The organism is Streptomyces yangpuensis, assembly GCF_024666385.1.
Lineage (GTDB): Bacteria > Actinomycetota > Actinomycetes > Streptomycetales > Streptomycetaceae > Streptomyces > Streptomyces yangpuensis.
Window position 1 is genome coordinate 5610725 of record NZ_CP102514.1, and the last position, 23673, is coordinate 5634397.

Sequence of the window (23673 nt, forward strand, 5' to 3'; positions counted from 1 at the left end):
CGGGTGAACAGCAGGCAGCCCATCCCCGTCGTCGTCCTCGCCGGATTCCTCGGATCCGGGAAGACCACCGTGCTGAACCATCTCCTCGCGAGCCGCGGCGGCACCCGCATCGGGGTCGTCGTCAACGACTTCGGCTCCATCGAGATCGACGCGATGTCGGTGGCCGGCCAGGTCGGGGACTCGATGGTCTCCCTGGGGGGCGGCTGCCTGTGCTGCGCCGTCGACGGCAGCGAGCTGGACGCCTACCTGGAGAAGCTCTCCGCGCCCGTCCACCGGATCGACGTGATCGTCATCGAGGCGAGCGGCCTGGCCGAGCCCCAGGAGATGATCCGCATGCTGGTGGCCAGCGAGAACCCGGCCGTCCGGTACGGCGGCATGGTGCAGGTCGTGGACGCGGCGGAGTTCGACGGGACCAGGGCCCGGCACCCGGAGACCGACCGCCACCTCGCCGTCGCGGACCTGGTGGTGCTCAACAAGACCGACCGCGTCGACGCGCGCGAACGGGCCAGGATCGAGACCGAACTGGCCGCGCTCTGTGCGCCGGGCACCCCGGTCGTGGGCGCCGACCACGGCCGTATCGACCCGGAGCTGCTCTTCGACCGCCGGCCCTGGACCGAGACCCGGGGACAGCTGTCCTTCGAGGACCTGCTCGCGGAGGCCGGGGGCCACGACCACTGCACCCACGAGCACGCCGCCTACGAGAGCACGGAGTTCCGCTCTGAGCTGGCCCTCTCCCCGCGCCGGTTCATGGACTTCCTCGACCGGCGGCCGACCGGGCTCTACCGGATCAAGGGCTTCGTGTGGTTCGGGGTCCCCGGACACGACGAGCGCTACGAGATCCAGGCGGTCGGCCGCTTCCTACGCTTCGCCCCGCAGCCCTGGGGGCGGGGCGAAGCGCGCCTCACACAGCTGGTCCTGATCGGCGCGGGCACCGACGGCGAGGCACTGGTGCGCGCGCTGGAGGCCTGCCGCGAGGATGCCCCGCAGGACGCGAACCCCGAGAGCATGTGGGGCGTGCTCCGCTACGTCGACCGGCCCCGGCCCGCGGCCCCGCCCGAGGCCGAGGCCGAGGCCGAAGCCGAGATAGAGGCCGAAGGGGTGCCCGACCCGGACGACAGGGCCTAGGCGACCTCGACGCCGTACTCGCGCAGCAGGTCCTCCAGGCCGCCCCGGTAGCCTTTCCCGCCGATCACGAAGTCCCAGTCGCCGTTCGACCGGCGCCGGAACGAGCCGAGCACCAGCGCGGTCTCCCCGGCCCGGCCGTCGGAGACCTCCAGCTGCCCGGCCTCCGCGCCCGCCGCGTCCAGCAGCCGGATCCGGGCATCGGTGAAACCGGCCAGGTCGGCGTGCGGATCGGCCTCCGGGTCGACGGCGGCGACCAGCACCAGCCGGTCGGCCTCGCGCGGCAGCGCGTCGAAGGAGACCTCCAGCGCCGCCTTGTCGGGCGCCGCGTGCGCCCGGGCGCGTACCGAACCGTCCGGTGTGCGCGGGTTGTTGAAGAACACGAAGTGGTCTTCGCTGAGCACCCGGTTGCCGGCGCAGACCAGGGCGCACACGTCCAGCGCGACCCGGCCGGACCAGGTCATGCCGAGCACGTTGTGGTCGGCCGGCGGCTCGGGATCGGGAGCGGGCCGCTGCGGGACCGCCGCCCCCGGGCCGCCCCCGAGGCGCCCGCGCAGCCCGTACTGGTGCAGGAGCTCCACCAGCTTCTCCCCGGGAACCAACTCCAGCGGCTTGCCGTTGGAGAAGGTGTACGACGTCGGCCCGAAGGACGAGGTGGTGACCAGCACCCCCTTGTTCGCGCCCTTGTCCTGGACCGTGCCGTACAAGTCCCGTACCGCCGTGGGCGGCACGGTGTTCCGGTAGCGCTTGACCTGGACCACGATCCGGCCGCCCGTGATCGGGGACGGGTCGTTCGCCTCGATGTCCACACCGCCGTCACCCGACCGCTGCGTGGTCACCGCCTCCATGCCCATCGCCCGGAAGAGCTCGGCCACCAGGTTCTCGAAGGCGATCGGGTCCATCCCGAACAGGTCCGGCTCGTCCTCGCCGCCGGACGTGTGCCCGCCGTGGCTGACGACTCCTCCGCCGACCTCGTCGGGCCTGCGCCCGGGGCGTACGGCCGTCAGCTGGTCGGGCCGCGCCGACAGCTGCCCGCGCAACCCCTCCACCAGGCAGTCCACCGCGCTGACCTGCTCCAGCCGGAGCCCCGCGAAGGCGGAGCGGGCCGCCGCCACGGAAGCGAGCACGATCTGCGCCTCCTGCCCCGTCACCGGATCGTGGTCGTCCACGAAGCCGTTGACCACGACGGACTCGAGCGCGCCGAACTCGTCCGCGGCGTACAGCTCGCGCGCCACCAGCAGCAGGCACTGGGCCAGCAGGTCCCGGTACAGCGCGCGCCGCTGTGTGGCGGGGCGAGCCGTCTCCTTGTCCTGGTCCGTACTTGGCATGTACCGCACCGATTTGGCCTCGGGAACCACCTGGAATCCCGGCAGCTGCCAGTCCAGCACCAGCTCGCGCGCGCCCGGATCATAGGCGGCGGCCAGCTGCCTGGGCAGTGCCTCGGGCCAGGCGGTGGAGGCGTAGAGGGCGGCCGAGAAGTACTCCACGGCGGCATCGGCGTCACCCGCGCGCAGCGCCCTGGCCAGCTCGGCGAGACCGTTGTTGTGCTCCCGGATCCCGGCGAGCTGCTGAGCCGCCCACTGGTCGTACTGCTGCCGGTACGCCGCCAGTTGCTGCTGCCGCTGCATCTCGGCGGCATGCGCCGCCTGCCAAGCCTGGGTGTAGCGGGCGTGGGCCTCGCGCTCCGCCTGCGCCCGGCGGTTCGGGCCGAGGGCCCAGCCGCTGCTCTGCTGCTGGAACTGCTCAAGGCGCGGCATGGGCAGAGGATGGGCGAGATTCCCCGGGGCGAAGGGCTCCAGCTGCTCCGGCCTGACCAGTGCGGCCGTACGGAACGCCGGTGCCCGGCAGCCCGCGGCCAGCAGCCCCTGGAGCGCGGAGACCTCCGCCTCGATGCGCTCCGTACGCCGTCGTGCCTCGGCCTCGCGATGCTGCCGGTAGGCGGCCTGCTGCTCGCGCTGCCCCCGGGCCGCCTCCCGTTCGTACGCGCGCTGCCGGCGTTCCGCCTCGCGGTGCTGGATCTGCTGCGTCTGCTGCATCCGGCGCTGGGCCTCGGCCCAGTCCCCGATCAGTCCGCCCGACCGACGACTCATCAGCTCTGTGTTCTCCCGCCCCACCCGACAGTGCCAAGAGGGAAAACACTAGTCGCCATTCGGGTGGTACGTCCCCCGGACGTACCACCCGAATGGTCTGCAACCTCCTACAGCGCGGGCCCTGCCAGCGTCGCCACCGCCGCCGGCAGCGGTGCCCCCGAGCCGTCCCGGCGCGGATCGGTCGCCGGCAGCTCGGCCGGGGCGCCGTTCGCCGCCGCCGCGCGGGCGGGCGCGCCGCCGGCCCAGGCCAGCACCAGCAGGTCCTCGCCCTTCAGGAACCGCTGGCAGCGCACGCCGCCGGTGGCCCGGCCCTTGCGCGGGTACTGGTCGAAGGGGGTCAGCTTCCCCGACAGCATCGAGTCGTCCAGGGTCCCGTGCGAGCCGGCCACGGTGAACACCACGGCGTCCCGGCCCGGGTCGACCGCCGAGAAGTGGATCACCTTGGCGTTCTGGGAGAGCTTGATGCCCGCCATACCGCCCGCGGGGCGGCCCTGCGGGCGCACCTGGCCCGCCGGGTAGCGCAGCAGCTGGGCGTCGTCGGTGATGAAGACAAGGTCCTCCTCGCCGGTGCGCAGTTCGACCGCGCCGACGATCCGGTCACCGTCCTTGAGGGTGATGACCTCCAGCTCCTCCTTGTTGGCCGGGTAGTCCGGCACGACGCGCTTGACCACGCCCTGCTCGGTGCCCAGCGCCAGCCCCTGCGAGGACTCGTCCAGCGAGGTCAGGCAGACGACCTTCTCGTCCGGCTCCAGCCCGGAGAGGAACTCCGAGACCGGCGCGCCGCCCGCGAGGTTGGGCGCGGCGTGCGTGTCCGGCAGCTGCGGCAGGTCGATCACCGAGAGCCGCAGCAGCCGGCCCGCTGAGGTGACCACGCCCACGTCGGCCCGTGCGGTCGCGGCGACCTGCGAGACGATCAGGTCGTGCTTGGCCCGGGAGCCGCCCTCGTCCTGCGGCAGCGGCTCGCCGTTCGCCGTACGGGCCAGCAGGCCCGTCGAGGACAGCAGCACCCGGCACGGGTCGTCCGCGACCTCCAGCGGGACGGCCGCCACCGCGGTGCCCGCCGACTCCAGCAGGACCGTACGGCGCTCGGTGCCGAACTTCTTGGCGACGGCGGCCAGTTCCGCGGAGACCAGCTTGCGCAGCTCGTTGTCGGACTCCAGGATCCCGGTCAGCTCGTCGATCTCGCCCATCAGCCGGTCGCGCTCGGACTCCAGCTCCAGGCGGTCGAACTTGGTGAGCCGGCGCAGCGGGGTGTCCAGGATGTACTGGGTCTGGGTCTCGCTCAGCGAGAACCGCTCCATGAGCCGGGCCTTGGCCTGGGCGGAGTTCTCGCTGTCGCGGATGAGCCGGATGACCTCGTCGATGTCGATGAGGGCCACCAGCAGGCCCTCGACGAGGTGCAGCCGGTCCCGGCGCTTGGTGCGGCGGAACTCGCTGCGCCGCCGGACGACCTCGAAGCGGTGGTCGAGGTAGACCTCCAGCAGCTCCTTGAGGCCGAGGGTGAGCGGCTGCCCGTCCACCAGCGCCACGTTGTTGATGCCGAAGGACTCCTCCATCGGCGTCAGCTTGTAGAGCTGCTCCAGCACGGCCTCCGGGTGGAAGCCGTTCTTGATCTCGATGACCAGGCGCAGGCCGTGGGCGCGGTCGGTGAGGTCCTTGACGTCGGCGATGCCCTGCAGCTTCTTGGAGCCGACCAGGTCCTTGATCTTCGCGATGACCTTCTCGGGGCCGACCGTGAAGGGCAGTTCGGTGACGACCAGACCCTTGCGCCGGGCCGTCACGTTCTCCACGGCCACCGTCGCGCGGATCTTGAAGGAGCCGCGGCCGTTCTCGTAGGCGTCCTTGATGCCCGAGAGCCCGACGATCCGGCCGCCCGTCGGCAGGTCGGGACCCGGGACGAAGCGCATCAGCGCCTCCAGGTCCGCGTGCGGGTGGCGGATCAGGTGGCGGGCGGCGGCGATGACCTCGCCGAGGTTGTGCGGGGGCATGTTGGTCGCCATGCCGACCGCGATCCCGGACGCGCCGTTGACCAGCAGGTTCGGGTAGGCGGCGGGCAGTGCCACCGGCTCCTGCTCCTGGCCGTCGTAGTTGGCGGTGAAGTCGACGGTGTCCTCGTCGATCGACTCCGTCATCAGTGACGTGGCGTCGGCCATCCGGCACTCGGTGTAACGCATCGCGGCCGGCGGGTCGTCGTTGCCGAGCGAACCGAAGTTGCCGTGGCCGTCGACCAGCGGCAGACGCATCGAGAAGGGCTGGGCCATGCGCACGAGGGCGTCGTAGATCGAGGCGTCGCCGTGCGGGTGGAGCTTGCCCATGACCTCGCCGACGACGCGGGCGCACTTCACGTACCCGCGGTCGGGACGCAGCCCCATCTCGTTCATCTGGTAGACGATGCGCCGGTGCACCGGCTTCATGCCGTCCCGGGCGTCGGGCAGGGCACGGGAGTAGATCACCGAGTACGCGTACTCGAGGAAGGAGCCCTGCATTTCGTCGACGACGTCGATGTCGAGGATCTTCTCCTCGAAATCCTCCGGCGGCGGGGTCTTCGTGCTGCGGCGGGCCATCGCTGCGCGGCTCCTTAACCAAGAATGGGATGTGCTGGGTGTCTGGCTGGTCTGGCGGGGTCTGGCTGGGTCCTGCCGGTGTCCGGCGGGGTACGACGCCGACCATTGTGGCCCGAGGCGCCGACAACGCCGACTCCGACCCAGGTCTGGGCCGGGAACTTATCCGGTGGCCGACGCGCTTGCATACAGTGACAGGTCTGACGGAAATCTCTGCATCGCGATCGAAGGGACCACATGCCCATGGGTCACACGGCCACAGCCCAGGCCGGCTCCGGCGGCCTGACAGCGACCGAGCACCGGCTGGCCAACGGCCTGCGCGTGGTGCTGTCCGAGGACCACCTGACCCCGGTCGCCGCGGTCTGCCTCTGGTACGACGTCGGCTCGCGCCACGAAGTCAAGGGGCGTACCGGCCTGGCTCACCTCTTCGAGCACCTGATGTTCCAGGGCTCGGCGAGCGTACCGGGCAACGGCCACTTCGAGCTCGTCCAGGGCGCCGGCGGTTCCCTGAACGGCACCACGAGCTTCGAGCGCACCAACTACTTCGAGACGATGCCGACCCACCAGCTGGAGCTCGCGCTCTGGCTGGAGGCGGACCGCATGGGCTCCCTGCTGGCCGCCCTGGACGACGAGTCCATGGAGAACCAGCGCGACGTCGTCAAGAACGAGCGCCGCCAGCGCTACGACAACGTCCCCTACGGCACCGCCTTCGAGCGGCTGACCGCCCTGGCGTACCCCGAGGGCCACCCGTACCACCACACCCCGATCGGTTCCATGGCCGATCTGGACGCCGCCTCCCTGGAGGACGCGCGCACCTTCTTCCGTACGTACTACGCGCCCAACAACGCGGTGCTGTCGGTCGTCGGGGACATCGACCCGGAGCAGACGCTCGCCTGGATCGAGAAGTACTTCGGCACCATCCCCTCCCACGACGGCAAGCAGCCGCCCCGCGACGGCTCGCTGCCCGACGTCATCGGGGAGCAGCTGCGCGAGGAGATCGTCGAGGAGGTCCCGGCCCGCGCGCTGATGGCCGCCTACCGGCTGCCGCACGACGGCACCCGCGAGTGCGACGCCGCCGACGTGGCCCTGACCATCCTGGGCGGCGGCGAGTCCTCGCTGCTGCACAACCGCCTCGTACGCCGCGACCAGACGGCCGTCGCCGCCGGCTTCGGCATGCTCCGCCTGGCCGGGGCGCCGTCCCTTGGCTGGCTGGACGTCAAGACCTCCAGCGGAGTCGAGATCCCCGCCATCGAGGCGGCCGTCGACGAGGAGCTCGCGCGGTTCGCCGCCGAGGGCCCGACCGCCGAGGAGATGGAGCGCGCCCAGGCGCAGCTGGAGCGCGAATGGCTGGACCGGCTGAGCACGGTGGCCGGCCGCGCCGACGAACTGTGCCGGTACGCGGTGCTGTTCGGCGACCCGCAGCTGGCCCTCACCGCCGTCCAGCGCGTCCTCGACATCACCGCCGAGGAGGTGCAGGCCGTGGCCGCGGCCCGCCTGCGCCCGGACAACCGCGCGGTACTCGTCTACGAGCCGCTCGCGGCGGACGGGGCCGAGGGCGACGAGGGCGAAGAGAACGCCGACAGCGACGAGAACGAGGGGGCGGAGCAGTGAGCGACACCGCAGCCGTCACGATGACCTTCCACCCGCGCCCGCAGGCCGGCGAGCCGCAGCCGTGGGCCTTCCCGGCCCCCGAGCGCGGGACGCTGCCCAACGGGCTGACCCTGCTGCGCTGCCACCGCCCGGGCCAGCAGGTCGTCGCGGTCGAGATCAACCTCGCCGCGCCGCTCGACGCCGAGCCCGAGGGCCTGGACGGCGTGGCGACCATCATGGCGCGCGCCCTGTCGGAGGGCACCGACAAGCACTCCGCCGAGGAGTTCGCCGCCGAGCTGGAGCGCTGCGGAGCCACCCTCGACGCGCACGCCGACCACCCGGGCCTGCGGGTCTCCCTGGAGGTCCCGGCCTCCCGGCTGGCCAAGGCGCTGGGCCTGCTCGCCGAGGCGCTGCGCGCCCCCGCCTTCGCCGACGCGGAGGTGGACCGGCTGGTGCGCAACCGGCTCGACGAGATCCCGCACGAGCTGGCCAACCCGCAGCGCCGCGCCGCCAAGCAGCTCTCCAAGGAGCTCTTCCCGGCCTCCCTGCGGATCTCCCGGCCGCGCCAGGGCACCGAGGAGACGGTCGCCCGGATCGACTCCGCCGCCGTACGCGCCTTCTACGAGGCCCATGTACGCCCCGCCACCGCCACCGCGGTGGTCGTCGGCGACCTGACCGGCATCGACCTGGACGCCGTACTGGCGGACACCCTGGGCGCCTGGACCGGCGACACCGCCGAGGCCCGCCCCGTGCCTCCCGTGACCGCCGACGACACCGGCCGCGTGGTCATCGTCGACCGCCCCGGCGCGGTCCAGACGCAGCTGCTGATCGGCCGCATCGGGCCGGACCGCCACGACCGCGTCTGGGCGGCCCAGGTGCTCGGCACGTACTGCCTCGGCGGCACCCTCACCTCCCGCCTGGACAAGGTCCTGCGCGAGGAGAAGGGCTACACCTACGGCGTGCGGGCCTTCGGCCAGGTGCTGCGCTCCACCGCCGACGGCAAGGGCGCCTCCATGCTCGCCATCAGCGGCTCGGTGGACACCCCCAACACCGGTCCGGCGCTGGAGGACCTCTGGAAGGTGCTGCGCACCCTCGCGGAGGGCGGTCTGACCGACGCCGAGCGCGATGTGGCCGTGCAGAACCTGGTGGGCGTGGCCCCGCTGAAGTTCGAGACGGCCGCCTCGGTCGCCGGCACCCTGGCCGACCAGGTCGAGCAGGAGCTGCCGGACGACTACCAGGCGCAGCTGTACGCGCAGTTGGCCGAAACCGGCACGGTGGAGGCGACCACGGCGGTCGTGAAGGCGTTCCCGGCGGACCGGCTCGTCACGGTTCTGGTGGGCGACGCCGCGCAGATCGAGGAGCCGGTGCGGGCCCTCGGGATCGGTGAGGTCACGGTCGTCACCAACTGACGTCGTGGTCGTCGTCAACTGACCTGAAGGGCGCCCGGATGACGGGCGGCCGACGCACTTCGCACGAGGCTCCGGCGGTTTTCCGCCGGAGCCTCTTTTGTCCGTTTAGTGATGAGGTTGCTTGTATGTGATGTGGCGTACGCAACAAAAAGGCGCGTCTGTTTGGCGATTGACTGATGATCCGCCTAGCGTCGGCCGTGCTGTCCGTCAGTTGTGCCCGCCGCACCCGCGGCACCGGGCAGCGATCGCCGAGTCCCCGTCAGGCGCGAGCCTGGGGAGCCGGGGACCCACATCAGTCCCTGGGGTGAATCGGACTCCCTCGCAAGAGGAGGTCCGTAGGAGACCTTCCTGCTCCGAACCCGTCAGCTAACCCGGTAGGCGAGAAGGAAGGAAAGGATCAAACCCTTCATGGCGTTTGGCAGTCGTCCCGCTGGTACCGGCAAGCACCGTGGTTCCAGCCGCCTGAGCAAGAAGACCGCCGGCTACGCCGGTATCGCCGCGATCGCCACCACGGGTGTGGTCGGCTCCCTCGCCGCCCCGGCCTTCGCCGCGGACAACCACAGCAGCTCCGCCCCGGAGAACGGGCTGGGTGCCGTGGTCGTCGCCGAGGACCTCGCGGGCGACATCCAGGACCAGGCCGAGTCCCAGCAGCGCGCCGCCGAGCACGCCGCCGCCAAGGCCCAGGCCGAGGCCGACGCCAAGCAGAAGGCCGCCGAGGCCAAGCGCCTCGCCGAGGCCAAGGCGAAGGCCGAGCGTGAGGCCGCCGAGCGCGCCGCCCGCGAGGAGGAGCGCAAGCGCCTCAACACCTTCGTCTCGCCGCTGGACGACTCGTACGTCAGCACGCAGTACAAGGCGGGCGGCGGCATGTGGTCCTCCGGCAGCCACACCGGCATCGACTTCCACGCCGCCTCCGGCACCTCGGTGCAGGCCGTGGGCTTCGGTACCGTCGTCGAGGCCGGCTGGGGCGGCGCGTACGGCAACAACGTCGTCATCAAGCACAACGACGGCACCTTCACGCAGTACGGCCACCTGTCCTCGCTGAACGTCTCCGTCGGCCAGCAGGTCACCCCGGGCCAGCAGATCGGCCTGTCGGGCTCCACCGGCAACTCCAGCGGCCCGCACCTGCACTTCGAGGCCCGCACCGGCTCGCAGTACGGCTCGGACATCGACCCGATCGCCTACCTGCGCTCGCACGGCGTCAGCCTCTGACCCCTCGGCGCCGCCCACCGCGGCGCGCGTACAGCACGCAGCACACAGCGCGCACAGCTTCACGAAGACCCCGCCTCCCGAGCCGGGGTCTTCGTGTTTTTGCGTCCGGATGCAATGTTTCGGATTTCCGTCCGCTCTCGAAATTATGCTGTGCTGCAATAGAGTCGTGGCGTGCGCGTGTGTGCGCATGGGGGCTGGCGATCGGAAATAGGCGGAGGTTCGGTCTTGCGTATTCCTGCGCACGCGGTATGCACGGCAATTCGCGACGACATCGTCTCCGGGGTGTTCGAACCGGGCGGTCGGCTGACCGAGGAGGTGCTGGCCCGCCGGTACGGGGTCTCGCGCGTCCCGGTCCGCGAGGCCCTGCGGACCCTGGAGTCCGAGGGCTTCGTGACCACGCGGCGCCACGCCGGGGCGTGCGTGGCCGAGCCGACGGCGCAGGAGGCCGCGGACCTCCTGGAGCTGCGGATGCTGCTGGAGCCGCTGGCGGCCGCCCGCGCCGCCCGGCGCCGCACCGACGCGCACCTCAAGGTGCTGCGGGGGCTGGTCAGGCTGGGTCAGGAACGCGCCAGGCGGGGGCAGGGCGAGGACCTGCGGTCGCTCGGGGGCTGGTTCCACGAGACGCTCGCGCAGGCCTCCGGCAGCCCGGGGCTGATCGCGCTGCTCACGCAGATGCGGCACAAGGTGGCGTGGATGTACGTGGTGGAGGCGCCGGCCCGGCCGGCGGAGTCCTGGGCGGAGCACGGCGCGATCGTGGACGCGGTGGCCCGGGGGGACGCCGAGCGGGCGCGGACGCTGACCGCGGTCCACGCCGATCGCGCGGCCGCCGCGCACCGGCTGCGCAAACGGCCGGCGGTGAGCACTTCGCAACCTGCCGTAAACATGTCGAGCGGCCGGCATTAACAGGAGCCGTATACAAAGGACGGGCATCGTGCGAATCGCGAGAATTCGATACGTGCGGTAATTCGCTGCGCCGGCTCTATTTCGCCGAGCCGAATTCCCCGGGGTTCGCTTTCCCGGCCTCGCGTACCGGAGAACGACGCAGCCGCGACCCCCGTCCGGGGCCGCGGCTTCGCCGTTCGCGTGACGCGGGGTGAACCCGAAGGGTCAGACGGTCTCGGGGAGCTCTTCGAGACCCTCGGCGACCAGCTTCGCGAGGCGGTCCAGTGCGGCCTCCGCGCCTTCGGCCTCGGAGGCGAGGACGATCTCCTCGCCACCCTGCGCGCCCAGGCCCAGCACCGCCAGCATGGAAGCGGCGTTGACGGGGTCGCCGCCGGACTTCGCGATGGTCACCGGGACGCCGGAAGCGGTCGTCGCACGGACGAAGATCGAGGCGGGACGAGCGTGCAGGCCCTCGGCCCAACCGACGTTGACGCGGCGCTCTGCCATGGTGATGCCCTTCAGGTTCTTACGGTTGTCTAGACCAGTCTCTCACGGCACCCTGAATGCTCCGACCGACCTTCGGCCTGAATTTCGCCGCTCTTCGACTTCCCCAGCTTGCACCGGTCTGTGCCGGCTTGCCCGCTGCGCCGCGCGAGCGCTGTCCGCCCCGGTCCGGCCGTAAGGTATGCGCATGACCATAGAGTCGGACCCGTCCTACCCGGCCCACTGGGAAGCCGACGTCGTCCTCCGCGACGGCGGCACCGCGCGGATCAGGCCCATCACCACCGAGGACGCGGGCCGGCTCGTCAGCTTCTACGAGCAGGTCTCGGACGAGTCGAAGTACTACCGCTTCTTCGCGCCCTACCCCCGCCTCTCCGACCGCGACGTGCACCGCTTCACGCACCACGACTACGTGGACCGGGTGGGCCTCGCCGCGACCGTCGGCGAGGAGTTCATCGGCACCGTCCGCTACGACCGCATCGGCCCCGACGGCCGGCCCGCCTCCGCCCCCGCCGACGAGGCGGAGGTCGCCTTCCTCGTCCAGGACGCCCACCAGGGCCGCGGGGTCGCCTCCGCGCTCCTCGAACACATCGGCGCGGTGGCCCGCGAGCGCGGCATCCGCCGGTTCGCCGCCGAGGTGCTGCCCGCCAACACCAAGATGATCAAGGTGTTCACGGACGTCGGCTACCAGCAGAAGCGAAGCTTCGAGGACGGGTCCGTCCACCTCACCCTCGACCTCGAACCCACCGCCGAGTCCCTCGCCGTGCAGCGCGCCCGGGAACAGCGCGCCGAGGCCCGCTCCGTACAGCGCCTGCTGGCCCCCGGTTCGGTGGCGGTCGTCGGCGTCAGCCGTTCCGGCGCCGGCGTGGGCGCGGCCGCACTGCGCAACCTGCGCGACAGCGGCTTCCACGGCCACCTCTACGCCGTCAACGAGGCCGTCACCCGTGACCTCCTCGACGGTGTGCGCGCCTACCGCACCGTCGCGGCCATCGACGCCCCCGTCGACCTCGCGGTGATCGCCGTCCCGGCCGACCGGGTCCCCGACGCGGTGGCCGCCTGCGGCGAGCACGGCGTGCAGGGGCTCGTCGTCCTCTCCGCCGGGTACGGGGACAGCGGCCCGGCGGGACTCGCCCGCCAGCGCGAGCTGCTGCGGCAGGTGCGCTCGTACGGGATGCGCCTCATCGGACCCAACGCCTACGGGGTGATCAACACTGCCCCGGAGGTGGAGCTCAACGCCTCCCTGACCCCCGCTCCGATGCCGGTGCGCGGCCGCACCGGCCTGTTCACCCAGTCCGGGGCGATCGGCATCGCCCTGCTCTCGGCGCTGCTCCGGCGCGGCGAAGGACTGTCCTCCTTTGTCTCCGCCGGGAACCGGGCCGACGTCTCCGGCAACGACATCCTCCAGTACTGGTACGAGGACGAGGCGACCGACGTCGCCCTGCTCTACCTCGAAACCCTCGGCAACCCGCGGAAGTTCACCCGCCTCGCCCGCCGGACCGCCGCCGTCAAGCCCGTGGTCGTCGCCAAGGGGGGCCGCCACACCCCCGCCGGACACGTCGTCCCCGGCACCCGGCTGTCGGAGGACACCGTCTCCGCCCTGCTGCGACAGGCCGGCGTCATCCGGGTCGACACGGTCACCGAGCTGGTGGACGTCGGCCTGCTGCTGGCCTCGCAGCCACTGCCCGCCGGACCCCGGATCGCCATCCTCGGCAACTCCGAGTCCCTCGGCGTCCTCACCTACGACGCCTGCCTCACCCAGGGCCTGCGGCCGCTGCCGCCCCTGGACCTGACGACCGCGGCGTCCCCGGAGGACTTCCGTACCGCCCTGGCCGCCGCCCTCACCTCCGACGACTGCGACGCGGTGGTCGTGACCGCCATCCCGTGGGTCAGCGAGCACGCCCTCGCCGACGACCTGGCCGACGCGCTCCGCGAGGCCGTCGCCGAGGCCCCCGGCAAGCCGGTGGCGGTCGTACACGTGGAACTGGCCGAGCTGGTGCAGGCCCTCTCCGCGACCCGCGCACCCGACGCGGAGGAGCCGGACCGCCCCGCCGCGGGCAGCCCCTGGACCCCGGCCGCCCCCGCGGCCACCGCCACCGCCGACCCGGACCGGATCCCCAGCTACCCCGCCGCCGAGCGCGCCGTGAAAGCCGTCGCGGAGGCCGTGCGCTACGGGCAGTGGCGGCGGGCCCTCGCCGACGCCGGGCAGGTTCCCGAGTACGAGGACATCGACGAGGCCGGCGCCGCGGCCCAGCTCGCCGGGCTGCTCGCGGACGTCGACGGCGGGGCCGTACTGACCCTGAGGGACTGGGACGCCCGCGAGCTGCTCGCCCGCTACGGGATCCGCGTCCTGCCCACGCTCCCCGCGCCCAGCGCCGACGCCGCCGTCCGGGCCGCCGGGATCCTGGGCTACCCGGTCGCCCTCAAGACCACCGCCCCGCACCTGCGCCACCGCGCGGACCTGGGCGGCGTACGGCTCGACCTCACGAACGAGGCCGAGCTGCGGCGCTCGTACGAGGAACTCGCCGACGCGCTCGGCAAGCCCGCCGAGCTCCAGCCCGTGATCCAGGCCATGGTGCCGCGCGGTGTCGACACCGTCGTCCGGTCCGTCATCGACCCGGCCGCCGGCGCCGTCCTCTCCTTCGGGCTCGCCGGGGTCGCCTCCGAGCTGCTCGGCGACACCGCCCACCGGCTGGTCCCCGCCACCGACCGGGACGCCGCCGGACTGATCCGGTCCATCCGCGCCGCTCCCCTCCTTTTCGGCTGGCGCGGCAGCGACCCCGTCGACACCCCCGCCCTGGAGGAGGTGCTCCTGCGGCTGTCCCGGCTCGTCGACGACCATCCCGAGGTGATCGGCGTCTGCCTGGAGCCCGTCGTCGTCGCCGTCGAGGGGACCTCCGTGCTCAGCGCCACCGTCCGGGTCGCCCATCCGCCCGCCCGCGGCGATCTCGGACCGCGGACCCTCCCCAGTTACTGACCGGGTACGGCGCGGTAGGAGGGCACCCGAGGGGCCTTACCATTGACCCCATGGCGAAATCCGGTACGACGACCCAGGGGCTGCGCACGGCGATCGAGCGCAGCGGCTACTACCCGGCCCTCGTGGCCGAGGCGGTGGAGGCCGCGGTGGGCGGCGAGCCGATCTCGTCGTACCTGGTCCACCAGGAGACGACCTTCGACTCCAACGAGGTGCGCCGCCACGTCACCGTGCTCGTCCTGACCGGCAACCGCTTCATCGTCAGCCACACCGACGAGCAGGCCGCCGACGCCGGGTCCCCGTCCCCGTACGCGACGACCTCCACCGAGTCGGTCAAGCTCTCCAGCATCTCCTCCGTGGTGCTGAGCCGCGTCGTCGCGAACCCGGAGTCCTACACCCCCGGCACCCTGCCCCGCGAGGTCGTCCTGACCATCGGCTGGGGCGCGGTCTCCCGGATCGACCTGGAGCCGGCCGCCTGCGGCGACCCCAACTGCGACTCCGACCACGGCTACACCGGCAACTCCACCGCCGACGACCTCAGCCTGCGGGTCAGCGAGGCCGGCGACGGACCGGAGGCGGTGCGCCAGACCCTGGTCTTCGCGCAGGCCCTCTCCGAGGCGACCGCGGCGACCTCCACCCCCTCCGCCCGCTGATGGTGTACTCCGCACCGCAGGACTGGACCGAGCCCGAGCTGCTGGACCTGGCCGGCGCCCCCGTCCCGGAGTACGGCGCCGGCTCGCTCGCCGACCTGCTGCCGACGCTCGCGGCGGGCCAGGGCGTCCCCGGCTGCACCGCCGCCATCACGGAGCTGACCCCGGCCGACCGCAACTGCGTCTTCCTCGTCGACGGCATGGGCTGGGAGCAGATCAAGGCACACCCGGACGAGGCCCCGTACCTCACCTCCCTGCTCGGCAGCTCGCGCGGCGGGACCGGGCGCCCGATCACCGCGGGCTTCCCGGCGACCACCGCCACCTCGCTGGCCTCCGTCGGCACCGGGCTGCCGCCCGCCCGCCACGGACTGCCCGGCTACGCCGTCCGCAACCCGGCCACCGGCGAGCTGATGAACCAGCTCCGCTGGCACCCGTGGGCGCCGCCGAAGCCGTGGCAGCCGTACCCGACGGTCTTCCACGAGGCCGACAAGGCCGGAGTGGCGACCGCACAGGTGTCCTCGCCCGCCTTCCAGACCACCCCGCTCACCAAGGTCGCCCTGAGCGGCGGCACCTTCCTCGGCCGGATGACCGGCGAGGAGCGGATGGACGTGGCCGCCGAACGTCTCGCCGCCGGCGACCGCTCGCTCGTCTACACCTACTACAGCGAGCTCGACGGGGCCGGACACCGCCACGGCGTGGACTCGGACGCCTGGCGCGGCCAGCTCATGTACGTGGACCGGCTCGTCCAGCGGCTCGCCGAGCAGCTTCCGCCGCGCACCGCGCTGTACGTGACCGCCGACCACGGCATGGTCGACATCCCCTTCGACGAGGACGCGCGGATCGACTTCGACGAGGACTGGGAGCTGGGCGCCGGCGTCGCCCTGCTGGGCGGCGAGGGCCGGGCCCGGCACGTCTACGCGGTGCCGGGGGCGGAGGCCGACGTGCTGACCGTGTGGCGCGAGGTGCTCGGCGACCGCTTCTGGGTCGCGAGCCGCGAAGAGGCCCTGGAACTGGGCTGGTTCGGCCCGCCGGGAGAGTGCGACGAGCGTGTGCTCGGCCGGATCGGCGATGTGGTCGCGGCGGCTCAGGCCGATGTCGCGATCACCGCTTCGCGCAACGAGCCGAACGAGTCGGCACTCACCGGAATGCACGGTTCCATGACCGCGGCGGAACAGCTCGTCCCGCTGCTCGAAGTCCGCACCTGACCAGTCCGGTCCCCGGTCGCCACCCCCGTACCCGCCCACGACCCCGAAAGGCCCCTACTTCCCATGCCCGAGCTGGTGTTCTTCTCCGGAACGATGGACTGCGGAAAGAGCACTCTGGCGCTCCAGATCACGCACAACCGCTCGGCCCGCGGCCTGCAGGGCGTGATCTTCACCCGCCAGGACCGGGCCGGCGAGGGCAAGCTGTCCTCGCGTCTGGGCCTGGTCACCGAGGCGGTCGAGGTCGCCGACGCCATGGACCTCTATGCCTACCTCGTGGGCGAGCTGTCCCAGGGCGGCAGGGCGGACTACGTGATCGTGGACGAGGCACAGTTCCTGGCTCCCGACCAGATCGATCAACTGGCGCGCATCGTGGACGACCTCGACAAGGACGTCTTCGCCTTCGGCATCACCACGGACTTCCGCACGAAGCTCTTCCCGGGCTCGCAGCGCCTGATCGAACTCGCCGACCGGATAGAGCAGCTCCAGGTCGAGGCCCTGTGCTGGTGCGGCGCCCGGGCCACCCACAATGCCCGCACCGTCGGCGGCGTGATGGTCGTCGAGGGCGAACAGGTCGTCGTCGGCGACGTGAACCGCCCGTCGGAGGAGATCGGCTACGAGGTCCTCTGCCGCCGCCACCACCGCCGCCGCATGACCTCCGCCACGGCCCACGCCGCCGCCCTATCCCCGGACGTCCTCCCGGTCAACCACGCCTGACCGGTCAGTCGGGGCCGGGGCCGGGGCCCGGGCGGGGGCGGGCGCCGATGCCCTGGGGGTCGGGGGTGCGGGCACGGGTGCGGCGGGCGGGGTCGGGGTACTCGCGCTCGACGGCCTCGCGCAGCAGGGTCAGTTCGGTGCGGACGGCCGGCAGGGGGCCCGGGGGCAGGGCGCTGAGCAGGCCCTCCAGCAGGGCGCGCAGCCGCCGGCAGATCTGGACGGACGAGGTGCCGTACTCGCGGATCTCGGTCACGGCCAGCTGGAGGTAGTCCTCCCAGTCCCGGCCCTGCACCACCAGCCGCGGAGTGCCGTCCCGGTCGGCCAGCACGTAGCGGTTGCGCAGGCCGGTGCGGCCGACCGTGTGGAGGAACGCCTCGATCCGGTTGAGTACTTGGACCGCGGTGGTCGGGTCGTTCACGGCGGGGGAGAGCGCCCGGACGGCGATGTCCACGAGGACCCGCAGCGCGAACGCCGGGTCCTGCTCGATGGTCCGCTCGGAGCCGAAGGCGATCAGCCCGGTCACCCGCCGCGCCGCGGGAGCCGGGCTTCCGCCGTGGACCTCGACGACGACGCCGCCCGGCGGTACGTAGTCGCCGACCAGACGGGTGACCACGAGGAGGCAGTCGTGGCGCACCGCCAGGGCCGTCAGCCGTTCCGGGTGGAACGCCTGGATCACACCGCCGCGTTCGGACCGGACGTAGGTGATCGGACCGCCGGCCGCAGGCGGTACGGGGTCGCCCGCGCGCGGCGCGGCGCCGAGGACCGCGGCCTCCCCGCGCACCAGGACCTCCTCGCCCATCCGTCCGACCAGGCCGGCGATGGCCACGGGCCGGAGGTTGTGGGTGAACCGGTTGAGGTAGACGAGCAGCAGCAAGAGGCTGACGGACACGGCCGACCCGGCCATGGTGACCCCGAGGTCGGGCACGGAGTCGGACTCGATGCTGCGCAGCAGGGCGAAGGAGAAGGAGAAGGTCCCGGTGAAGGTGGCCAGCACGGCCTTCTGCAGGCGGTCGCGGTACCACAGGCGCATGTAGCGCGGGGACAGGGTGCCCGTCGCCTGCTGGACGACGAGCACGCCGATCGTGACGACGAATCCGAGCAGGGCGATCATCGCGCCGACGATGGCGGTGAGTACGCCGCCGGCCGTCGAGGCGGAGTACCGCCAGCCGGCCGGGAGCCACTCCGTGGCGTCCACGGAGACGGCCCATTCCGCCAGCAGTACGCCGAGGACCAGACCGATCAGCGGCACGATCCAGAGGCTGGCCTTCGTGTACTGCAGCAGCCGGAAGCGGGAGGCCCAGGACATCAGGGACCGGAGCGGGCGTCCGGTGGCCCGGCGGGCGCCTTCGTGCGCCTGTGCGGCAACGGCACGGGTGACCTCCGACCTCCGGTTCGCGGTTCGGGACGGCTTTCGGCCCACGGTAAGGCCGTCTCCCGCCCTCCGCATGCCGCCGTGGCGAGACGATGCGGGAGGCGGTCACCCCGGACACGGTCACTCCGGACACGGTCACCCCGGACGCGGTACGGGACCGAGCAGGACGAGGAGGTCGTCCGCTGCCGGGGAGACGGTCCTGTCCTCGGTGACCGGGTGGAGCCTGCCGTCGCCGCGGACCACGAACAGCGTCTCGGAGCCCGCCGGGACGGGCCGGGAGGCCGGCTGCACCAGGTACCGGGCGCCCCGCCGGTACCGCTCGGCCAGGACGTGCCGGACCAGACGGGCGCCGAAGAGGACGTCGCCGCCCGTGTAGGGGGCGACGACGCCATGGCCCTCGTGCGGGGGAGCGACCCGGTAGACGGGCCCCTCCACGTTGCCCTCCACCACGACCGAGGCCAGGGCGTTGAAGTCGTCGTCGTCCGTGAGCAGGAAAACGGTGGTGACGCCCTCCAGCCGGGCGCGCGGATTGGTGGCCGTGGCCAGGAGCTCCCCCTGGGCCAGTTCGAGTCCGGCGTCCTTGATCCGCTCCCGTTCGTCCTCGTCGCCGGCCCACATGAGGACGTCGAGTCCGGCCGACCGCAGGGCTCTGCCCAGGTCGACGACCCAGTGGTCGCCGCCGACCAGCAGGGGACGTGAGCGGGACGGGCGGACGACACCGAGCCTGCGGGCCACGGGCGCGGCGGTCAGGGCGTAGAGCAGGACGGTTCCCACGATCACCAGGAAGGTGACGGGCAGGATCTTCCCGGCCCCGGCCAGACCCTGGTCGGTCAGGGTGGTGGCGAAGGCGGAGGCCGTGGAGGCGGCGACGATCCCGCGCGGGGCCATCCAGCCGATGAACCCCCGTTCCCCGCGGGTCAGCCCGGACCTGCCCGTGGACAGGAAGGCGACCAGCGGCCGTACGACCAGGACCAGGAACACGACGAGGGCGAGCGAGGGGAGCAGTACGGGCCGCAGGGAGGCCGGGGTGACCGTCGAGGAGATCGAGACGAACAGCAGGCCGATGATCAGCTGGACCAGCGTCTCGAAGAAGGGCCGCCGGGCGGGCATGTCGAAACCGGGGAGGTTGGCGACGGCCAGACCGGTGACGGTCGCGGCGATCAGCCCGGTGTCGTCACGGACGACGTCGCATCCGGCCGCCACCACGATCACCACGGCCAGCTGGGCGATCGTGCCGAGCGTCTCTCCGAGCCGCAGCACGCGCAGCGTCAGCCACAGCAGGGCGACGCCCACGACGCCGCCGACCAGGCCGAAGGCCATGCTGATCGCGAACTGGCCCAGCTGGTAGCCCCGGCCCAGGTCGGCCTGCGAGGAGGAGACGGCGTGGAAGACGAGTGCCCCCAGGATGCCGCCGATCGGGTCGATCAGCGTCCCCTCCCAGACCAGGACGCGCCGCAGCGTGTCGGTGGGCCGCACGTATTCGAGGAGGGGCCCCACGACCGTCGGGCCCGACACCACGAGGATCACGCCCACCATCGCGGCACTGGCCAGGGACATGCCGAACAGGGCGGGGGCGACGGCGCCGACGGCCAGGAAGGTGACGAGGACTCCGGTCACCAGCAGCCGGCCGACGATCCCCCGGGTGCGGCCGGTGAGCCGGCTCAGGTCGAGCCCGAGCCCGGCGTCGTAGAGGATCACCGCCACCGACAGGGAGACCAGGGCGGAGAACTCCGCACCGAGCAGGTCGTCCGGATGGATGACGTCGGTCAGTGCCCCCGCGACGAAACCGGCCGGCAGCAGCAGGAGCAGCGCCGGTACGCGCAGCTTCCCGGCGAGGATCTGGCAGGAGGCGGCCAGCCCCACGGTCAGCGCGATGCCGAGGAGGATCCGGTCCTCGCTCACGACGGCGTTCCTCTCCGGCCTCCCCGCCCCGGCGGACGGCCGCCCGGCCCTCGCGGACGCCCCTCAGGCCCCATCGGCGCCCGCGCCCGGTCCGGCGGCGCCGCCGCCGCGCCGCAGGTCGGCGTCGGTGAGCGACTCCAGCTCGCCGTGCGTGTCCAGCCAGTACAGGAGGAAGACCGCCGGGGCGACGATCACCAGGGCGACCAGGGTGACGAACACCAGCCACGTCAGGGTCGACGGGGCACCCGCGGCGTCGGCGACGGTCAGCGAGGTGGGGATGAGGTAGGGGCGCTGGGCCATGCCCCAGGCGAGGACCGCCGCCGCGACGACCCCGACGGCCGTGACGCGTACCCAGGTCCCCGGCGGGCGCAGCAGCAGCCACGCCGTGGCGAACGTGGCCGCCGCGGCCAGGAGGGCGAAGACGAGCCCCACGCCGTGGGTGAGGCCGTGCCAGATGTGCGGGGCGTCCGTGCGGGTGACGAACAGCGCCACCACGGCCAGTACGGCGACCACGGCCAGCGAGGCCAGTGCCCGCCCCCGGAAGTGGTCGACCAGATCGGGCACGCCGAAGCGGCGGGCGTCGCCGGAGAGGAACACGGCGCCGAGGAAGGCCGTGGTCGCGATGGCCAGCAGCCCGAACATCAGGGAGGTGGGGTTGGACCAGGCCTTCGCCGAGGCCTCCGTACCGAGCGCGACCCGGCCGGAGGCGATCCCGCCGACGGCCGCGCCGAGGAAGAAGGGCGTCAGAAGCGAGGACACGGCGAACAGGGTCCCGAACAGGCGCCGCCCGGCGAGCCGCTGCGAGGCCTTGCGGAAGGCGAAGCCGGCGCCGCGCAGGACCATGCCGACGGCGGCCAGGGCGAGCGGCACCCACATCGCGGAGAACACCGTCTGGAAGAAGACCGGGAACCCCGTCCACATGATGACGAAGATGAAGATCAGCCAGACGTTGTTGACCTCCCACACCGGGGCCATGGCGTGGTCGATGAGCCACCGGGGCCGCTTGCCCCGCTCCGCCCCTCCCGCGGTCAGGTCCCAGAAGCCGGCCCCGTAGTCGGTGCCGCCCGCGCAGGTGTACGCGGTCACGGCGAGCAGCAGCACGAAGGCGATGACGTCGGCGGTCACGGGCTGCCGTCCCCGGATGCCGATGCCACGGAGGAGCGCGGTCCGTACGGTGTGTCCGCCTCCGGTGGCTCGGCCGGAGGCCCCGCCCCCTCCTGCGCGTCGGCGAGCCGCCACCGGGTGCGCATCTTCAGCAGGACGGCGAGGAACGCGCCGAAGACGAACACGTACACCACGATCACCAGACCGAACATGATCCACAAGGTGGTCGAGCGCGTCGCGGTGACCGCCTCGGCGACCCGCATGTTCTGGTAGACGATCCACGGCTGACGCCCCACCTCGGTGGCGACCCAGCCGCATTCCACGGCCACGACGGAGGCGACGCCCGCGCAGGCCGCGCCGCGCCAGAACCACTTGGACTCCGGCAGCCTGCGGCGCCGCCACCAGACCAGGGCGTACCAGAGGGCGAGCAGCACCAGCACGGACCCGATCACGGCCATGAGGTCGAAGGCCCAGTGGGCGATGGTCGCCTGGGTGGCGTTCGGCCGGTCGCTCTCGGGCACCGAGGACAGCCCGATCACCTTCGTGTCCGGGCTGAAGCCGGCCAGGATCGAGTCGAGCTGGGGGACCTTGATGCCGCCCGAGACCGTTCCGTCCGGGTGCAGCCGGCCGAACAGGTACTCGGGGACGTGGGTGTCGGTCTCCCAGACGATTTCCAGGGCGGCGAACTTCACCGGCTGCTTGTGGAACACCTGCCGGGCGATGGAGTCGCCGAGGAAGAGCTGGATCGGGGTGGCGACGGCCGCGACGGTGAACGGGACGGTGAAGCCGAGCCGGTGGTAGTGGTCCCGGCGGCCCCGCAGCCAGCCGACGGCGTAGACCCCGGCCACCACGTACCCCGCGGTCAGTACCATCGCCACCACGAAGTGCCAGTACTGGGGCCCGAACATCGGGGTGAAGACGGCCTTCCAGATGTTCACGTCGACCGGGTTGCCCGCGGAGTCGAGGGTGAAGCCCCGAGGGGTGTTCATCCACGAGTTGGCGGCCAGGATGCCGAACGCCCCCATCAGCGCGGCGGCCGGCAGCGGAAGGCCGAGCAGGAAGTGTGTGCGGGGCTTCAGCCGGCGCCAGCCGTAGAGGTAGATCGCGATGAGTACCGCTTCGAGGAAGAAGGCCCAGGCCTCGACACCGAAGCCGATGCCGAACACGTCGCCCCACTTGCCCATGAGCCCCGGCCAGAGCAGCCCGAACTCGAAGGACAGGACGGTGCCGGTGACGACGCCGACGGCGAACTGGACCGCCATGACCGCCGACCACCGCCGTGCCAGCAGCAGGGCGGTGGGGTCGTCGTGGCGGATGCCGCGGTAGTGCATCAGCAGGGTGATGAAGGGCAGGGCCACGCCCAGCGGTACCAGGATGATGTGCGAGGCGAGGGTGAAGGCCATGAGCTGTCGGGCCGGGAGCAACTGGGCCGGCGCGTCCGCCGCCAGCAGCTGGAACATCGTGTGCATGCGTGCCTTCGCTGCCAGGACCTGGCGGAGGAGGGGCGGTCAGCCGCCGGTGGCGAACCCGGGGAAGAGGGTCATCCCGCCGTCGACGTAGAGGGTGGCCCCCACCACGTAGTCCAGGAGGTCGGAGGAGAGGGTGACGACCGCGTTGGCGATGTCGTCGGGGTCACCGATCCGGTCGTACGGGATCAGCTTCAGCAGGTCCTCGCGGGCCTGTTCGGTCTCCCAGGCACCGCGGTTGATCGGCGTCCTGATGGCTCCGGGGGCGACCGCGTTCACCCGGATCTTTCGCGGCGCCAGCTCCTGGGCCAGGGTTTCCATCATCATCTGTACGCCGCCCTTGGAGGAGGCGTAGTTGACGTGCCCCGCCCACGGGATGAGCTGGTGCACCGAGCTCATGCAGATGATCTTCCCGGCCGCCCGGGACACCTCGGGCACGACGCCGCGCCGCAGGAACTCCTTCGTCGCCTCCCGGGCGCACAGGAACTGGCCCGTCAGGTTGACGTCCAGGACCTTCTGCCACTGGGCGAGAGTCATCTCGGTGAACGGGGCGTCGCGTTGCAGGCCGGCATTGGCGACCATGATGTCGATCGTCCCGAACTCCCGGACCATCCGGTCCACCATGGCGACGACCTGGTCCTCCTGGGACACGTCCGCCTCGTACGCCGCCGCGCGCACCCCGAAGGAGGTGATCTCCCGGACCACCGCCTCGGCGGACTCCTGGTCCGCCACGTAGTTCACCACCACGTCGGCGCCGGCCCTGCCGAGCCCGATGGCGGTCGCCTTCCCGATACCGGAGTTGGCGCCCGTGACCAGCGCCTTCTGGCCCTTCAGCAGGTGGGCCGGAATCACACCCTGCGGTGCGTCCACGGTGGAATCCACGTTGTGCTGCCTCCTCGACGAGCGGGCCCCGGCGCGGCCGGGC

17 protein-coding genes and 1 riboswitch are annotated in these 23673 nt (G+C 72.3%); of the genes, 9 read left to right on the plus strand and 8 right to left on the minus strand.

The features are described from left to right. Positions 1–3 precede the first annotated feature (3 nt). Positions 4–1125 (plus strand): CobW family GTP-binding protein, encoded by a 1122-nt coding sequence (locus NRK68_RS25710; RefSeq protein WP_257856862.1) that lies wholly within the window; start codon positions 4–6, stop codon positions 1123–1125. Here the strand turns inward: NRK68_RS25710 and NRK68_RS25715 are convergent. Next, a complete protein-coding gene (locus NRK68_RS25715; RefSeq protein WP_257856864.1) occupies positions 1122–3212 on the minus strand; it encodes a restriction endonuclease in 2091 nt (696 codons plus the stop codon). The two genes, NRK68_RS25710 and NRK68_RS25715, sit on opposite strands and share 4 nt — an antisense overlap. Positions 3213–3319: 107 nt before the next feature. Continuing rightward, the gene (locus NRK68_RS25720; RefSeq protein WP_257856866.1) at positions 3320–5776 is read right to left on the minus strand and encodes a DNA gyrase/topoisomerase IV subunit A; all 2457 of its coding nucleotides are present in this window, start codon (positions 5774–5776) and stop codon (positions 3320–3322) included. Between the two features lie 240 nt (positions 5777–6016). Between NRK68_RS25720 and NRK68_RS25725 the strand changes: the two genes are divergently transcribed. The 4 genes from NRK68_RS25725 (at position 6017) to NRK68_RS25740 (ending at position 10884) form a co-directional block, all read left to right on the plus strand. Then, the gene (locus NRK68_RS25725; protein WP_183068261.1) at positions 6017–7384 is read left to right on the plus strand and encodes a M16 family metallopeptidase; all 1368 of its coding nucleotides are present in this window, start codon (positions 6017–6019) and stop codon (positions 7382–7384) included. 20 nt (positions 7385–7404) lie between these two features. Next, positions 7405–8772 carry a M16 family metallopeptidase gene (locus NRK68_RS25730; RefSeq protein WP_183068358.1) on the plus strand — a complete coding sequence of 456 codons (1368 nt, stop codon included), beginning with the start codon at positions 7405–7407 and terminating at the stop codon, positions 8770–8772. Between the two features lie 236 nt (positions 8773–9008). After that, positions 9009–9168, plus strand: a riboswitch (cyclic di-AMP (ydaO/yuaA leader). A 12-nt stretch (positions 9169–9180) separates the two neighbouring features. Next, positions 9181–9981, plus strand: coding sequence for a M23 family metallopeptidase (locus NRK68_RS25735; RefSeq protein ID WP_183068262.1), 801 nt, complete (start codon positions 9181–9183; stop codon positions 9979–9981). 225 nt (positions 9982–10206) lie between these two features. Further along, complete coding sequence (locus tag NRK68_RS25740; RefSeq protein WP_183068263.1) at positions 10207–10884, plus strand: GntR family transcriptional regulator; 678 nt, start codon at positions 10207–10209, stop codon at positions 10882–10884. 204 nt (positions 10885–11088) lie between these two features. On the opposite strand, the gene NRK68_RS25745 is transcribed toward NRK68_RS25740, so the two are convergent. Next, positions 11089–11370: an HPr family phosphocarrier protein gene (locus tag NRK68_RS25745; protein ID WP_030026990.1), complete on the minus strand. Its 282-nt coding sequence runs from the start codon at positions 11368–11370 to the stop codon at positions 11089–11091. A 178-nt stretch (positions 11371–11548) separates the two neighbouring features. On the opposite strand from NRK68_RS25745, the gene NRK68_RS25750 reads away from it, so the two are divergent. From NRK68_RS25750 to NRK68_RS25765, 4 genes are all read left to right on the plus strand, one after another. After that, complete coding sequence (locus NRK68_RS25750; protein WP_373023649.1) at positions 11549–14338, plus strand: bifunctional acetate--CoA ligase family protein/GNAT family N-acetyltransferase; 2790 nt, start codon at positions 11549–11551, stop codon at positions 14336–14338. Between the two features lie 50 nt (positions 14339–14388). Then, a complete protein-coding gene (locus tag NRK68_RS25755; RefSeq protein WP_046779630.1) occupies positions 14389–14988 on the plus strand; it encodes a DUF5998 family protein in 600 nt (199 codons plus the stop codon). Continuing rightward, entirely contained in the window at positions 14988–16190 is a 1203-nt protein-coding gene (locus NRK68_RS25760; protein ID WP_183068265.1) for an alkaline phosphatase family protein, read from the plus strand. Before NRK68_RS25755 ends, NRK68_RS25760 begins: the two co-directional genes overlap by 1 nt. 63 nt (positions 16191–16253) lie before the next feature. Next, positions 16254–16904: a thymidine kinase gene (locus NRK68_RS25765; protein ID WP_257856871.1), complete on the plus strand. Its 651-nt coding sequence runs from the start codon at positions 16254–16256 to the stop codon at positions 16902–16904. Between the two features lie 4 nt (positions 16905–16908). Here NRK68_RS25765 and NRK68_RS25770 read toward each other — a convergent pair whose 3' ends face one another. The 5 genes from NRK68_RS25770 to NRK68_RS25790 all read right to left on the minus strand — a co-directional run bounded on the left by NRK68_RS25770 (position 16909) and on the right by NRK68_RS25790 (position 23585). Next, positions 16909–18210: a DUF2254 domain-containing protein gene (locus NRK68_RS25770; protein WP_183068273.1), complete on the minus strand. Its 1302-nt coding sequence runs from the start codon at positions 18208–18210 to the stop codon at positions 16909–16911. A gap of 201 nt (positions 18211–18411) precedes the next feature. After that, a complete protein-coding gene (locus tag NRK68_RS25775; RefSeq protein ID WP_257856872.1) occupies positions 18412–20178 on the minus strand; it encodes a cation:proton antiporter in 1767 nt (588 codons plus the stop codon). A 63-nt stretch (positions 20179–20241) separates the two neighbouring features. Continuing rightward, the gene (locus NRK68_RS25780; protein ID WP_183068275.1) at positions 20242–21303 is read right to left on the minus strand and encodes a cytochrome d ubiquinol oxidase subunit II; all 1062 of its coding nucleotides are present in this window, start codon (positions 21301–21303) and stop codon (positions 20242–20244) included. After that, positions 21300–22751 (minus strand): cytochrome ubiquinol oxidase subunit I, encoded by a 1452-nt coding sequence (locus NRK68_RS25785; RefSeq protein ID WP_183068276.1) that lies wholly within the window; start codon positions 22749–22751, stop codon positions 21300–21302. The genes NRK68_RS25780 and NRK68_RS25785 overlap by 4 nt, the downstream gene beginning before the upstream one ends. A 39-nt stretch (positions 22752–22790) precedes the next feature. Further along, positions 22791–23585: an SDR family oxidoreductase gene (locus NRK68_RS25790; protein WP_183068359.1), complete on the minus strand. Its 795-nt coding sequence runs from the start codon at positions 23583–23585 to the stop codon at positions 22791–22793. Positions 23586–23673: the final 88 nt, after the last annotated feature.